Source organism: Zwartia hollandica (assembly GCF_019923725.1).
In the GTDB taxonomy this organism is placed as follows: domain Bacteria; phylum Pseudomonadota; class Gammaproteobacteria; order Burkholderiales; family Burkholderiaceae_B; genus Zwartia; species Zwartia hollandica.
Genome location: NZ_JAHXRI010000007.1, coordinates 56,146 through 70,402 on the forward strand (window position 1 = coordinate 56,146; position 14,257 = coordinate 70,402).

The 14,257-nt window shown below is 55.0% G+C and carries 13 protein-coding genes; 3 read left to right on the top strand and 10 right to left on the bottom strand.

Translation table 11 applies throughout. The annotated features are described in order from the left end of the window. Positions 1 to 8: 8 nt before the first annotated feature. Genes KZZ10_RS08380 through radA form a run of 6 tightly spaced genes read right to left on the bottom strand, consistent with a single transcriptional unit; the run spans position 9 to position 6,798 of the window. Positions 9 to 1,421, bottom strand: a complete 1,413-nt coding sequence (locus tag KZZ10_RS08380) for a DNA recombination protein RmuC (protein ID WP_259661070.1) — start codon at positions 1,419 to 1,421, stop codon at positions 9 to 11. Continuing rightward, the gene (locus KZZ10_RS08385) at positions 1,421 to 1,780 is read right to left on the bottom strand and encodes a Spx/MgsR family RNA polymerase-binding regulatory protein (RefSeq protein ID WP_259661071.1); all 360 of its coding nucleotides are present in this window, start codon (positions 1,778 to 1,780) and stop codon (positions 1,421 to 1,423) included. The genes KZZ10_RS08380 and KZZ10_RS08385 overlap by 1 nt, the downstream gene beginning before the upstream one ends. Before the next feature lie 6 nt (positions 1,781 to 1,786). Next, positions 1,787 to 2,533: a 3-deoxy-D-manno-octulosonic acid kinase gene (locus KZZ10_RS08390; RefSeq protein WP_259661072.1), complete on the bottom strand. Its 747-nt coding sequence runs from the start codon at positions 2,531 to 2,533 to the stop codon at positions 1,787 to 1,789. Continuing rightward, on the bottom strand, positions 2,526 to 2,927 hold the full coding sequence (locus KZZ10_RS08395) for a group II truncated hemoglobin (RefSeq protein ID WP_259661073.1): 402 nt from the start codon (positions 2,925 to 2,927) through the stop codon (positions 2,526 to 2,528). The genes KZZ10_RS08390 and KZZ10_RS08395 overlap by 8 nt, the downstream gene beginning before the upstream one ends. 20 nt (positions 2,928 to 2,947) lie before the next feature. Beyond that, positions 2,948 to 5,434, bottom strand: coding sequence for an ABC transporter permease (locus KZZ10_RS08400; protein WP_259661074.1), 2,487 nt, complete (start codon positions 5,432 to 5,434; stop codon positions 2,948 to 2,950). Next, a complete protein-coding gene (gene radA, locus KZZ10_RS08405; protein ID WP_259661075.1) occupies positions 5,431 to 6,798 on the bottom strand; it encodes a DNA repair protein RadA in 1,368 nt (455 codons plus the stop codon). Before radA ends, KZZ10_RS08400 begins: the two co-directional genes overlap by 4 nt. Positions 6,799 to 6,912: 114 nt before the next feature. Between radA and hpnC the strand changes: the two genes are divergently transcribed. From hpnC to hpnE, 3 genes are read left to right on the top strand one after another with little or no spacing between them, the layout of a single operon-like run. Then, on the top strand, positions 6,913 to 7,743 hold the full coding sequence (hpnC, locus tag KZZ10_RS08410) for a squalene synthase HpnC (RefSeq protein WP_259661076.1): 831 nt from the start codon (positions 6,913 to 6,915) through the stop codon (positions 7,741 to 7,743). Positions 7,744 to 7,747: 4 nt separating this feature from the next. After that, positions 7,748 to 8,626, top strand: coding sequence for a presqualene diphosphate synthase HpnD (hpnD, locus tag KZZ10_RS08415; RefSeq protein ID WP_259661077.1), 879 nt, complete (start codon positions 7,748 to 7,750; stop codon positions 8,624 to 8,626). Continuing rightward, positions 8,623 to 9,939 (top strand): hydroxysqualene dehydroxylase HpnE, encoded by a 1,317-nt coding sequence (gene hpnE, locus KZZ10_RS08420; RefSeq protein ID WP_259661078.1) that lies wholly within the window; start codon positions 8,623 to 8,625, stop codon positions 9,937 to 9,939. The genes hpnD and hpnE overlap by 4 nt, the downstream gene beginning before the upstream one ends. Here the strand turns inward: hpnE and crcB are convergent. Genes crcB through alaC form a run of 4 tightly spaced genes read right to left on the bottom strand, consistent with a single transcriptional unit; the run spans position 9,936 to position 14,228 of the window. Continuing rightward, positions 9,936 to 10,328, bottom strand: coding sequence for a fluoride efflux transporter CrcB (gene crcB, locus KZZ10_RS08425; RefSeq protein ID WP_259661079.1), 393 nt, complete (start codon positions 10,326 to 10,328; stop codon positions 9,936 to 9,938). The genes hpnE and crcB overlap by 4 nt on opposite strands. A gap of 2 nt (positions 10,329 to 10,330) precedes the next feature. Next, positions 10,331 to 11,740: a threonine synthase gene (gene thrC / locus KZZ10_RS08430; protein WP_259661080.1), complete on the bottom strand. Its 1,410-nt coding sequence runs from the start codon at positions 11,738 to 11,740 to the stop codon at positions 10,331 to 10,333. Continuing rightward, positions 11,737 to 13,044: a homoserine dehydrogenase gene (locus KZZ10_RS08435; RefSeq protein ID WP_259661081.1), complete on the bottom strand. Its 1,308-nt coding sequence runs from the start codon at positions 13,042 to 13,044 to the stop codon at positions 11,737 to 11,739. The genes thrC and KZZ10_RS08435 overlap by 4 nt, the downstream gene beginning before the upstream one ends. Beyond that, the gene (gene alaC / locus KZZ10_RS08440) at positions 13,044 to 14,228 is read right to left on the bottom strand and encodes an alanine transaminase (protein WP_259661082.1); all 1,185 of its coding nucleotides are present in this window, start codon (positions 14,226 to 14,228) and stop codon (positions 13,044 to 13,046) included. Before alaC ends, KZZ10_RS08435 begins: the two co-directional genes overlap by 1 nt. Between the last annotated feature and the right edge of the window lie 29 nt (positions 14,229 to 14,257).

The following is a 14,257-nucleotide window of genomic DNA, read 5'->3' on the forward strand; positions in this document are numbered from 1 at the left end:
CTTGTCCTCTAGGATTTTTTAGATATGTCGGTCGAGACGTCACCCACATCAGGATCCGCATCACCATCGTATAGATCGGCGTCACCAGTCTCTGGGGCAAACAACGCTTTGGCCTGGTCCTCCGGCATCGCCTCGACGTTTTTCAAACTGCGTAACATCATACGGGTACGAGATTCGGTTTGTCCGATGCGATTGCTCGCCGTATCAAGCGACTTCTTAACATTTGCCAACGTGTCGCCAAACTTGCCAAACTCTGTCTTCACGGCACGGAGAACCTGCCATACCTCAGAGGAGCGTTGCTGAATGGCGAGGGTGCGGAAACCCATCTGTAGACTATTGAGCAACGCCGCTAAGTTGGCAGGACCTGCCACGTTCACACGCAGGTCATGCAATTTGTCTAGAAGGCCTGGCTGTCGCAACACCTCGGCATAAAGACTTTCACTCGGCAAAAACATGATTGCAAAATCAGTCGTGTGTGGTGGCGATACATACTTGCTGACAATCGTCTTGGCTTGCAGTTCGATCGCGCGGCCCAGTGCCGACCCGGCAGCCTTCATCGCGTCGCGATCAGCGAGTTCGTGCGCATCCATTAAACGCTCATATTCCTCTTTGGGAAACTTAGCGTCAATCGGCAACCAAACAGGCTCATCAAATTGACCTTGCCCTGGCAAACGCACCGCGAATTCGACCTGTGCATCGCTACCCGGAACCGTTTTGACGTTACGAGCGTATTGATCCGGCGTCATGCTGTCTTCGATGAGGCGTGCCAACTGGACCTCACCCCATGTCCCACGGGACTTTACGTTGGTCAGTACGCGTTTGAGATCACCTACCCCTGCGGCAAGTGTCTGCATCTCACCTAAGCCTTTGTGTACGGCCTCTAGGCGATCAGAAACAAGCTTAAAGGATTCGCCCAAACGCTGTTCAAGGGTTGCATGGAGTTTTTCATCGACTGTTCGTCGCATCTCGTCAAGCTTGGCGGAGTTATCCGTTTGTAAGGACAATAAGCGCTCTTCAACGGCGGTGCGTAATTCGTTGATCCGACGCTCGTTGGCTTGGATCAGTGCTTGCAGCTGCTCAGAGAACCCCATTGCGAAACGGTTGAGCGATTCTGCACTTTCTGTGCGCCCAGCGGCTGCGTCGCGAGCCATGGCTGCGCGAAAATCGTTATCGCTCTGAGCGAGCTCAGCGCGTAGTGCGCGCGAGGACTCTGCTAACTCGGTGCGTAACTGACGATGTGCCTCGGTCTGCTCTTGCCTTAAGCTGCGCTCAAGTCTCTCTTGTGCGCTCAAAATCTGATCAAGCTTGGGCTCACTAGCGGTGCCGCCAGCCCGCTGCGCCCGCAGCCAAGCCAGGCCGGCAAAGATGGCAGCACAGACGCTCGCAAGTACCGTGACAATCGACAACACACTAGCATCCATCACTTGATCCCTAGCTTTTCAGTGAAGCGTTTTTCATTAAAGCCAACCGAAACAGACTGATCCGCATAAACCGTAAGCGGACGTCTCACTAGTGCCGGGTAATCTGCGATCAAACTCAGCCACTGCGCATCCGTTTGCGGCGTCTTTAATGTCTCGTCTAAATTGCGCCAAGTCATGGAGGCTCGATTGACGAGCTTTTCCCAACCTCCCAGCGCTGTCGACCATTTCTTTAAGGAAGCCTGCGGCAAGGGATGGTCGCGATAATCTTCGAAACGATACGAAATTCCATGCTCATCGAGCCATGCAAGCGCCTTCACGCAAGTGCTGCACTTGGCCAACCCAAAAATCTTTAACGTCATAACAATCTACTCCATATGTTCATTAAAGCCCACCCACGCATTCTGATAAGCCCGATTCAGTGCCGGCCAACTTAAGTGTTCTTGTTGAGGCAAAACTTTTCGAACTGACCGCAAAAGGCGGGAGAGGTTCTCGGCGCGCAAGCCATCGTTCACCGGACTGTGTCGGCTTCGATCAAAGTCGATCAGCCAAATGCGATTCTCTGCATCTACCAAAATGTTGTACACATTTAAGTCGGCGTGCCAGACTCCGAAGGCGTGCATCCTGGCAATCTCTCTACCCGCCTGAGCCCAAAGCGCTGGGTCCGTTACGCGGGCAAGCGGCTGCGCCTCTGGAATCCTAACGGTTAGCAGAGCCGCCTCGTACAGTAAACCTCGCTTCTGAACACGCGCCGCAATAGGTTGCGGCACCGGTAACCCCGCACGATGCATCAGGCTGAGGAGTTCAAACTCTTCAAAGGCACGTGTCTTTGACAGGCCTGTCCAAACATAGCTAGAACGTACCAGTTTGGCTGCCCAGCCGCCACGACGATAATGACGCAAGACAGCCCGTAGGTCGCGCAGTTGTAAAAACCAGGCTGCGCTGCGGCCACCCACTCCGACTGCGACAGCCTTCCAGCGCGGGTCCTTGGGATCAAACCACGCAACTAACTCCTCGGAAGATGGGCTAGGTCCCGGCGCAAATAGCCCGAAATCAGCGCGCACCCACGCATGCGGTCCAACTTGAACTGTCTGCGCATCCAGCTGATCAGCCATCTTTATTCCGCATCCAATCCGCTACACCGAAAAATATTTCCAGCATGCGTTCGATCAAGGCATCATCATAAGATAAGTCTTTCATCGCACGTCCCATACACAACAACCACTGATCACGCTCAACAATTCCAATCGCGTATGGCAGGTGTCGGGCGCGCAATCGCGGATGCCCGAAGCGCTCGATGTAGTGCTGAGGCCCACCGAAGTAACCACAAAGATACCAGTACAACTTGTCACGTGCTTGGTCCAAGGAGGGACCATGCAAGTCGCGCAAGATCTTCAAATCTGCATCGACATCCATTACATCGTAGAACCGATCGACTAACCGACGAATACCCGCCTCTCCGCCGAGCATATCGAACGCAGACGGTGTGGACTCAGTTGTGTCAGTCATAAGTACAGTGCTTCGCAAGTTTATTGATGCCGCAAGATCGTAAGCGGAGGAGTCTTCAAGACGCCTCGCAGGACAATGGCCCCCGCCAACCATGCGCCCAACATACAGACCGTCACCCCGACAAGCCAAGGCCACAAGGAAAACCGCATATCAAACTCAAAGACCCAGTGGGACAGTGCCCAGGCCGCCAGATTCGCGCCCAAAGACGCCAAAATCCCCGCCAAGGCACCCACGGCCAAGAGCTCAGACCGCATCGCACCAGCAAGCTGTCGACGCGAGGCGCCAAAGGCCCGCAGGAGCGCCGCCTCACGAACGCGCTCATCACGTGTTGCCGTCAAAGCCGCCGCCAGGACCACGGCTCCAGCGAGTAACGAAAAAACGAATAATCCCTGCACGGCTACTGCCACTTTATCCAAAATACTTTGCAACTGGCTGAGAATCGCACCCACGTCAAACACGGTCAGATTAGGAAAACGTTCTAGTAGTTCCTGTGTTGTACGGGTGCCTCCTGGCGGTAAATGGAAGGCGGTCATCCAGGTCTGAGGTGCATCAGCTAGCGCTGCAGGAGTCAAAATCGCAAAGAAGTTTGCACGCATCGAGTCCCAGTCGACTCTGCGCAGACTGGTCACTAAGACCTTAACCGACTCACCCGCCACATCAAATTCAAGCGTATCACCAAGCTCCAGACGTAGAGATTTTGCAAGCCCTGTTTCCAGCGAAACTTCGTACGCTTTCGGATCAAGATCGCGCCCCGCCACGATCTGTCTAGGTTCTGGCACATTGCTTGCATACGATAAGTTGAACTCGCGTTCAACTAACCGCTGTGCGCGTGCGTCGGTATAGTCGGCGGAACTGACAGTCGCGCCGTTACGGGCAATCAATCGACCACGAATCATGGGCGACAGACGCACCGTATCGAGCCCTGCCTTGGACAAGGTCCGTTGTACTTCGTCTACCTGGTCCGTCTGAACATTAATCAAAAACCGATTGGGCGCATCAGCAGGAAGCGTCCGCTGCCATCCGGCGAGCAGATCCGTACGAACGATCGCGAGCAAGAGAATGGCCATCATGCCGATTGCCAACGCGCTAGTTTGCGCCACGGTCGCCCCGCGACGCCTGATGACGCCTGCCAGCGCAAAGCGCAGCACGGGGAAGCCATCGAGATGCACGCGCAGCTTAGCCAAGAACCAAAGACATGTCAGGCTGACTAGAGCAAAGACTCCGGCAGCTGCTACAAAGCCAGCAGCCAGACCGGCGCCCAGCTTGAGGTCTTGCGCAACCCACCACATCAGCACCAAAAAACCACCGAGACCGAGCGCATAGCCCAGCCAGCTTTGTAAGGGAATCGGCTGGGCTTGCGCACGCAGAATTTGTGAGGGCGGAATATGACGCAAGGCCTGCAGTGGTGGCCAAGCAAAAGCCAATAACAACCAAAGGCCAGCAAAAAGCCCCTGTGCCGCCGGGGTCCAACCTGCGCCGGGGAGTTCTGCACCCACCAAACCCGCCAGCATTCCGACACCTGCCATTTGTACGAACCAACCAATCAAGCCACCGACGATTGAGGCGAGCACCCCAACCGCGACAAACTCACCAATCAAAATCGTCGACACTTGTCGCTGTGTCGCACCCAGGCAGCGCATCATCGCCACGCTGTTGCGATGCCGCTGGCCGAAGCGTCGCGCGCCCAGCGCAACAGCCACCGCCGCAATCAACACGGCCAGCATCGCCACTAAGGCAAGGAACTGTTGTGCACGATCAAGCGAGCGCCGGATTTCAGGCCGACCGGATTCGACAGTGAGAATTTTTTGTCCAGAGCGCATGACCGTATCGAGCCAGGCCCGATAACGCTCGACCTCAGAACCATTCCCCGCGATGAGTAAGGCATAGTTAATGCGACTGCCCGTTGTAATCAGACCAGAGCGCGCTAAGTCCTCTGCACGCAGCATCACGCGTGGCGCAAGATTGACAAACTGGGGTCCACGATCGGGCTCGTAAGCAATAGCACGCGCAATGGTCAGTTTGAGGTCCCCGACTTTCAGCATCTGACCAATTTTTAAACCAGTCTGTGCCAAAATTTGCGGATCAACCCACACTTCCCCGATGTCGGGCGCCGAAGTCGTTGTGACCTCAGGGCCACCGAGCACGGTGACCGTACGCAAGGCACCTCGCAAAGGGTATGCGGACTCAACTCCTTTTAAAGATGCGAGCATCAGTCCTGCATCCCCCCCAACCATTGAAGGAAACTGCCAACTGCGTACCGTGCGCAAACCATTGTCTTGTGCCCGTAATAACCAATTCTCCGGTATCGCACTAGGCGACTCGACGACGAGATCGGCACCAAGCATTTGTGCCGCATCCCGCTCGAGCGCACGACCAACCCGATCTGCCAAAAAACCAACGCTGGTCACTGCCGCCACAGCGATCAACACCGCCAGTGCAAGCAACCGAAGATCACCCGCGCGTGCATCGCGCCAGCACTGCTTCAGAATGAGTGGCAAGAGTTTCATGCGCGCAACCGATCCAAAGCGTCCTGAAGTCTGTCAACGGCCCAAACCTCTAGACCTTCAATCGCCTGGCGCGGCGCATTCGCTTTTGGAATAATCGCGACAGAAAATCCCAGCTTGGCCGCCTCACGCAAGCGCTCTTGACCGCGTGGCGCAGGTCGAACCTCTCCGGCAAGACCAACTTCACCAAACGCGAACAGCCCTTTAGGTAAAGGGCGATCCCGCAACGACGAAATAATGGCGAGCAATACGGCCAGATCTGCGGCAGGCTCAGTAATGCGCACGCCACCGACTGCGTTTACAAAAACATCTTGATCGGAAGTCGACACCCCCGCATGGCGGTTCAAGACAGCCAGTAACATTGCCAGGCGGTTTCCCTCCAAGCCGACAGACAAGCGGCGGGGGTTCGGGACATGGGCGGTGTCCACCAATGCTTGTATCTCGACAAGCAAGGGTCTCGTCCCCTCTTGCGTTGCCATCACGCAAGAGCCGGATACCTGCGCAGAGTGCTGAGACAAAAATAGAGCGGAAGGATTCGAGACGCCGCGCAACCCGCGATCGGTCATGGCAAACACACCCAGCTCGTTGACTGCACCAAATCGGTTTTTAAAGGCGCGAACCAAACGAAAAGATGAGTGCGTGTCGCCTTCAAAGTAGAGAACGGTATCAACGATATGCTCAAGCACACGCGGCCCGGCCAACGTGCCATCTTTGGTGACATGGCCGATCATCACGATGGGGATACCTGCCTGTTTCGCCAAACGCGTCAACTGTGCGGCGCACTCCTTGACCTGCGACACCGATCCCGGTGCGGCAGTTAACTCGCTGGAGTAAATCGTTTGAATAGAGTCGATCACGGCAACTGCAGGCCGTTGCTCTAAAAGAGCGGCCTGAATGGCCTCCAGACGAATTTCAGCAAAGAGATCAACCGAGCCACCAGACAGACCCAGCCGACGCGCACGCAAGGCCACTTGCTCGGCAGACTCCTCACCAGTGACATACAGCACCCTAGAGGCGCCCGACATGGCAACCAAGGCCTGCAGCAAGAGCGTCGATTTACCGATCCCTGGGTCACCACCGATCAACACCACAGCGCCTGCGACTAAACCGCCGCCCAGCACACGATCAAACTCCGCGATACCTGTGGACATGCGGGGTAACTCGAGCGCCTCGACGTCCGATAAACTTCGCAGAGGGCTGGCGGTCGCAAGAGGTGCATAGCGATGCTGCTCGGCTTGGGCCGAAACACCCGTGTCACGGGACTCTTCGAGCGTGTTCCAAGCATGACAATGCGGACACTGGCCCAGCCATTTTGGACTGATACCACCACATTCGGAACATGCAAAGATTGTTTTAATTTTGGCCATGAAACACTCTGGCGCGCTATGCGCCTAAGACTGGTAGTCTAACGCAGGGGGGCTTGCAAACGTGCCCTACACTGCGACTTGCATGTCCGGATAGAGATTAAGCATAATTTACCTATGGCTGTCGATCATTACGAGAATTTCCCCGTTGCGTCTCGGTTGTTGCCGGCGCCTTTGCGTCCCGCGGTGGTGGCCATCTATCGCTTCGCCCGCAGCGCAGACGACATCGCCGACGAGGGAGATGCCTCCACCGCGCAACGCCTGGCGCAACTCGTGCAGTATCGCGCTGCCCTAGAGGCGCTCGCAGCAAACAGTCCAAACGCTGCCTCATCGCAGAACTCGCTCAGCCAGATTTTCGTGCCACTGGACCAGGCCATCAAGCGACATAACCTGCCCTTTAAGCCTTTTCTGGACTTGTTGGCAGCCTTCGAGCAAGACCTCACACAAACGCGTTACCCCAATGACGAATCGGTCCTCGCGTATTGCCGACTTTCGGCAAACCCGGTGGGGCTCCTCATGCTGCACCTCTACAACACCACAGATGCCCTATCCATCGAACAGTCAGACGCTATTTGTAGCGCCTTACAGCGTGTCAATTTCCTACAGGATGTCGCACTAGACTGGAAAAAGAATCGAATCTACCTGCCCACCGATGCTTTAGCGCATTTTGGCGTTTCAGAAGAACTGATCGCGAGTGGGGCATGCACACCTGCTTGGGGCGCGTTAATGGCTGAGCAGATCAAACAATGCCGTACATTGTTACACTTTGGCTACCCACTGGGCCGTCGTTTGCCTGGCCGGATTGGGCTCGAGCTTCGACTGATCGTGCACGGCGGTTTAAGAATTCTTGAAAAAATTGAGCAAGTGAAATTTGATGTCTTCACTAAGCGGCCGATCTTGCGGCCAACGGACTGGATAATCATGCTTTGGCGAGCACTTTGGCGATAACCCCATGACCCCAAGCGAATACTGCCAAGAGAAAGCAGCCAAAAGCGGTTCGAGCTTTTATTACGCTTTTCTTTTTCTTCCTCCTGAGCGTCGCCTGGCAATTACGGCGCTTTACGCATTTTGCCGCGAAGTCGACGACGTCGTGGATGAGTGCACAGACACCTCGATTGCGCGGATCAAACTGGCTTGGTGGCGCACGCAAGTCGAGACCATGTATCAGGGCAAGGCGGAACACCCCGTCACCCAAGCACTCTCGCCCTGGCTTACTCCCTTCCAGATTACGCGTGAACGTCTACTCGCTATCATCGATGGCATGGAGATGGATCTCGATCAGACGCGCTATTTGGATTGGCCCGCGCTCGAAAAATATTGCTGGCACGTGGCTGGCGTAGTCGGCGAACTCTCGGCCGGTATCTTTGGCGCGCAGAGCCCCGCAATACTCCAGTACGCGAGCAAGCTCGGTATCGCGTTTCAATTAACCAACATCATTCGAGATGTCGGTGATGATGCACGCCGAGGCCGCATCTATCTGCCGATCAGTGATCTACAGACCTTCGGCGTGCGTGCGGCTGATATCTTAAATAGCCAGTATTCAGAGAAATTTGACGCGCTGATGGCTTTTGAAGGTACACGTGCGCGCGCACTCTACTGCGAGGCTGTCGAGGCCCTGCCCGCAAATGAGCGTCGCGCTCAGCGACCCGGTCTAATGATGGCTGCAATTTATTATGCGTTGCTCAATGAAATAGAACACGAGAACTGGCAAGTGTTGCACCAGCGTATCTCCTTGACGCCGGTTCGCAAGTTCTGGCTTGCCTGGAAAAACTTTGTGGGCTCAGGACGCAGCATTATCAAACAAATCAAGCGCTCAGGTTCTGACAGGTGAATGTCGCCGTCATCGGTGCTGGCTGGGCCGGACTCGCCGCAGCTTTCAGACTAAAGAACGCAGGGGCGCACGTCACGGTCTTTGAGGCCTCAGGCGCGCCGGGTGGTCGTGCACGCGGCGTGAGTGACCTTCGACTTGGTACGATCGATAATGGTCAACACTTGATGCTCGGTGCCTATACCGAGTGTCTGGCGCTCATCAGACAGCTTTCCCCACAACGACCTGACACGGAGTTACTCACACGACTGCCGCTCACGCTGGAGAGCGCAGACGGCAGCTTCCGCTTGCGCGCCCCTCGCCTCATCGCCCCCTTAAATCTATTATGGGCGTTGAGCTTTATGCGGGGCTTAACAATCGCTGATCGAATCTCCGCTTTACGTATGTCAATCGCGCTTCGCCGCAAAGCCTGGCGTGCCTTGCCAGACCAAAGCGTGCACGCCTTGCTCTCGCAACACAACCAGTCCGATGCACTCATCCGCAAAATCTGGGAGCCGCTTTGTTTAGCTGCGCTCAACACACCCATCCGACAAGCATGCGCACAGTTATTTCTTAATGTCGTGCGCGATGGCCTGGGCGGCAGCAGCATCGCCTCCGACCTTATCGTGCCACGTGTTGATCTGTCGTCTCTTTGGCCTGCTGTTGCCGCCCAGCAAGTCACGACGCGTTACCACCATATTGTGCGTAACCTGCAACCGCAACTCGATGGTGTTCGCGTCGATGGTGTGCTCTTTGACGCATGCATTCTCGCCGTACCGCCTTACGCAGTACAACGCGTTCTTGCAGAGTGTTTAAAAGCCAACGATCCCACCGCCCTTGCCTTGCAGCAAAGCTTACAAGCCTTTAGCTACCGCTCTATTGCAACACTCACCCTACAACTCAAAGAGCCTTGGTCACTACCCGTGCCACTCATGATGCTTGATGAGGATGCAGCCTCGCTCCAAGTTGGGCAGTGGGTATTCAGTCGAGCGAACTGTCGCGATCAAGTGACGGTGGTCGTGAGTGATTCGCCAGACTTGCTTAAGGTCGATCGCGATGCGCTCATCGATGCTGTCGCGACACAAATTCGCTCCCAATGTCTAAAACACCCGAAGGCTACAGGTACGCTACCCGCTGTGATCCACCATCGGCTGATCGTCGAGAAACGAGCGACCTTTGAGGCTTGTCCAGGATTACGCAGACCTGCAACGCAAACAATGTGGCCTGGGCTCTTACTGGCCGGGGATTGGACAGACACGGGCTATCCTGCGGTCTTAGAGGGAGCCGTGCGCAGCGGCTTACACGCTGCCGAAACGCTGTTAAAACAGCAAGACTAGCCACGAAGGGTTTGAAAGGTAATTAAACCGAGGAAGGTCAGTGCTAAAGACCCAAATAAACTGACACCCGAATAAAGAGCGGCCATCGCAAAACGGCCTTCTTCGAGAAGCGCGACAGTCTCGGCCGAAAACGTGGAGAACGTTGTAAGCCCACCGAGTAAACCTGTCACGATAAACAAGCGCCAGAAAGTGGGCAACGCGGGCAACGTCGAGAAAAAGCCAAACGCAAGACCGATTAAATAGCCACCGACAAGGTTAGCCACGACAGTACCCCAGGGCATTGCACTACTGGGCTGATTCAACCAAATCGCTAACACCCAACGTAACCAAGCACCCACGGCAGCACCGAGACCGACTGCGAAAAAATGTCCGGCCGTTAAAAACTGCATCGTTAGACGCTCGCGTGTTCAGTGATATAGGCACGCACACTTGCAACATCGCAGGGCAAGACGGTTACTTTTTGGGGCAAAGACTCTAAGTTCTCTAGTCCGACAGGTACAGGTGCAGGAACGCCAAGCGCTTGCTGAATAACCTCAGAGAATTTAGCCGGCAAGGCGGTCTCCAAAACAAGCATCGGGATGCCCGGCTCAACGTACTGGGCAGCGACCTTTACGCCGTCTGCCGTGTGCGGATCAATCAGTACTCCGTCTTTTTCTTGAACGGCACGTATCGTATTGAGGCGATCTTGGTGGGTACTGTAGCCCGCGACAAATCCATACTTGCGCTCAAATTCTGGCAAATAAGCAGACAAATCAAAGTGCCCATTCCCCGATAGTTCGCGCCATAATCCCGCCACCCGCACAGGGTCCCGACCGACAAGATCAAACACGAAGCGCTCGAAGTTAGACGCACGTGAAATATCCATCGAAGGACTCGAGGTCGCGTAGGTTTGTGCCGCAGCGCGAGGACGGTAAATACCCGTGCGGAAAAACTCTTCGAGCACATTGTTTTCATTGGTCGCCAACACCAATCTGCGGATTGGCAAACCCATCATGCGCGCGATATGCCCCGCGAGAATGTTTCCAAAGTTTCCGGATGGCACGCTAAAGGAGACTTCTTGTCCAGAGCCCGTGGTGGCACGTAACCATCCGTGAAAGTAATACACGACCTGCGCAGCGATACGCGCCCAGTTAATGGAGTTCACCGCACCCAGACGATAGCGAGCCTTGAAGGGCAAGTCGCTCGCCAAGGCTTTCACAACATCTTGCGCCTCATCAAAGACGCCTTTTACAGCGATGTTGTGAATATTCGCATCCTGCAAGGAATACATTTGCGCGCGCTGAAACGCGCTCATGCGTCCATGCGGTGAAAGCATAAAGACCGCTACAGCATCCTTGCCACGCATTGCATATTCGGCGGCGGAACCCGTATCGCCCGAGGTTGCCCCTAAGATGTTCAGAGTCGTGTTGCGTTTGCGCAAGACATAGGGAAAGACTTGGCCTAAAAATTGCATCGCCATGTCTTTGAAGGCCAACGTCGGCCCCTCAGATACACACAGCAGCGACAAGCCATTACCCAACGGTTTGAGCGGAACAATCGCCTCTGTTTTAAATGCCTCTTTGCAGTAAGCGGCTCGGGTCATCGCCTGGAGGTCCGCGCGCTCGATATCAGACGCAAACAGACCGAGCACCTCAGCCGCCAACGCGTGATAGGGCAAGGCACGCCAAGACTCGAGCATGGCGGCAGACACCTGCGGACACTCCTGCGGAATGGCTAGGCCACCATCCGGTGCTAGGCCCTCGAGCAAGATATCAGAGAAACCTTGCAACGCCATACCGCCGCGGGTCGAAACATACTTCATGACAGGCTTTCCATACGTAAGCGCGTCACGCTCGAGCGCACAAAAGGTAAAGCCTCAATCTGCGCGATCGCAGCATTAACATCGCGCTCGACAGCTTCATGCGTTAAGAAGACGAGATCGGCACTTGCGTCCAAGTCTGAGGGCTGCTGAATCATCGAACCAATCGAAATGCCACTATTGGCGAAAACGCGCGCGATATCAGCCAATACACCGGGCTGATCGGCAACGGTCAGACGCAAGTAGTAGGAAGTGATCACATCCTCAATCGACAGAATCGGTATGTCTGACATGGCATCAGGCTGGAAAGCCAAATGCGGAACACGGTGTTCAGGGTCGGCAGTCAGTAAACGCGTGACATCGACGAGATCTGCTACCACGGCAGACGCAGTGGGCTCCTCACCGGCTCCCTTGCCGTAATAGAGCGTTTGGCCAACAGCGTCGCCGCGCACTAACACGGCGTTCATCGCGCCCTCGACGTTAGCTAGCATTGACTTGGCTGGCACGAGCGCCGGATGCACGCGCAACTCGACTCCTTCGGCCCGTCGCTTCGTAATTCCCAGCAACTTGATTCGGTACCCTAAACGTTCTGCCAACTTGATGTCGTCCGCCGATAGTTTCGAAATACCTTCGATGTAGGCACGATCGAACTGAACCGGAATACCAAAAGCCAACGATGCCAAGAGCGTTAACTTGTGCGCGGCATCAACCCCTTCGATATCGAAGGTTGGGTCGGCCTCGGCATAACCAAGCTTCTGTGCTTCAGCCAACACTGTTGCAAATGGCAAGCCGCGCGAACGCATTTCAGACAAGATGAAGTTTGTCGTGCCATTGATGATACCAGCCACCCACTCGATACGATTGGCAGTGAGGCCTTCCCTTATCGCTTTGATGATTGGGATGCCACCAGCCACCGCTGCCTCAAAGGCAACCACGACTCCCTTGGCCGATGCGGCGGCAAAGATCTCGGTACCGTGCTTGGCGAGCAACGCCTTATTAGCGGTCACCACATGCTTGCCCTGTGCAATCGCTTCAAGCACTAATTCTCGTGCCAGGGTGTCACCACCCATGAGCTCCACAACAATATCAATAGACGGATCACGAACTAAACCAAAAGGATCTGCGTCAACCTGAATGGCAGAACCCACCAGCGCACGCGCCTTCTCAACGTCACGCACGGCAATACGTGTTACCTCAATGGTCTGGCCCGCACGGCGTGCAATCTCCTGCGCATTACGCCGAAGTACTTTCCATGTTCCGCCACCCACAACACCTAGCCCAAGTAGGCCAACCTTAATCGAGTCCATTACAGTAATCCATCCTTGCGAAACATTTCTTTGATGCCTCGCACCGCTTGTCGGGTGCGCTGCTCGTTTTCAATTAATGCAAACCGTACGTACTCATCACCATAGTCACCAAAACCAATGCCGGGAGAGACGGCGACCTTCGCTTCCTCCAGGATACGTTTAGCGAACTCTAGCGAACCCTTGGCACGATAAGGCTCTGGGATATGTGCCCAGATATACATCGAAGCCTTAGGATTCTCAACCATCCAACCTGCTTCATGCAAACCTTTCACCAATACATCGCGGCGACTCTGATATTTCTGGACAACTTCTTGCACACAATCCTGGGGGCCATCTAGCGCAGCGATCGAGGCAACTTGAATCGGGGTGAACATGCCATAGTCGTGGTAGCTTTTGATGCGTGCCAACGCACTGACTAAGTCGGCGTTACCCACCATGAAGCCAACGCGCCAACCCGCCATGTTGTAGCTTTTACTCATCGTAAAAAACTCAACGGCAACCTCACGAGCGCCTTCGACTTGCATAATAGACGGTGCTTGATATCCATCGAAACAGATATCCGCATAAGCCAGATCATGCACCACAATAATGTCGTGCTCTCGTGCAAGCTTAATTACGCGCTCAAAGAAAGATAGATCCACGCACTGCGCAGTGGGGTTACTAGGAAAACCCAAAATCATCATTTTCGGTTTAGGGATTGACTCGCGTACTGCGCGCTCGAGTTCCTCGAAAAAATCGACGCCAGGCGTCATACGGACCGAACGGATATTCGCGCCCGCAATCACAGCCCCGTATATATGAATCGGATAACTCGGATTAGGTACAAGGACTGTGTCACCCGAGTCAAGTGTGGCCAACATCAAATGCGCCAAACCTTCTTTCGAGCCGATCGTGACAATCGCCTCTGAATCGGGATCAATGTCTACTTGATAACGGCGTTGATACCAGTCTGAAATCGCTTTACGCAGACGCGGAATTCCTTTGGAGACGGAGTAACCGTGCGTCGTGGGACGCTCGGAGGCCTCCACGAGCTTTTCAACGATGTGTGCGGGCGTCGCACCATCTGGGTTGCCCATCGACATATCGATGATATCTTCCCCACGCCGGCGAGCGGCCATCTTGAGCTCGGCGGTGATGTTGAAAACATAAGGTGGCAGCCGTTCAATGCGCGGAAACTTCTTCATCCTCAATCCTCGGTCATCTAGCCTTGGCA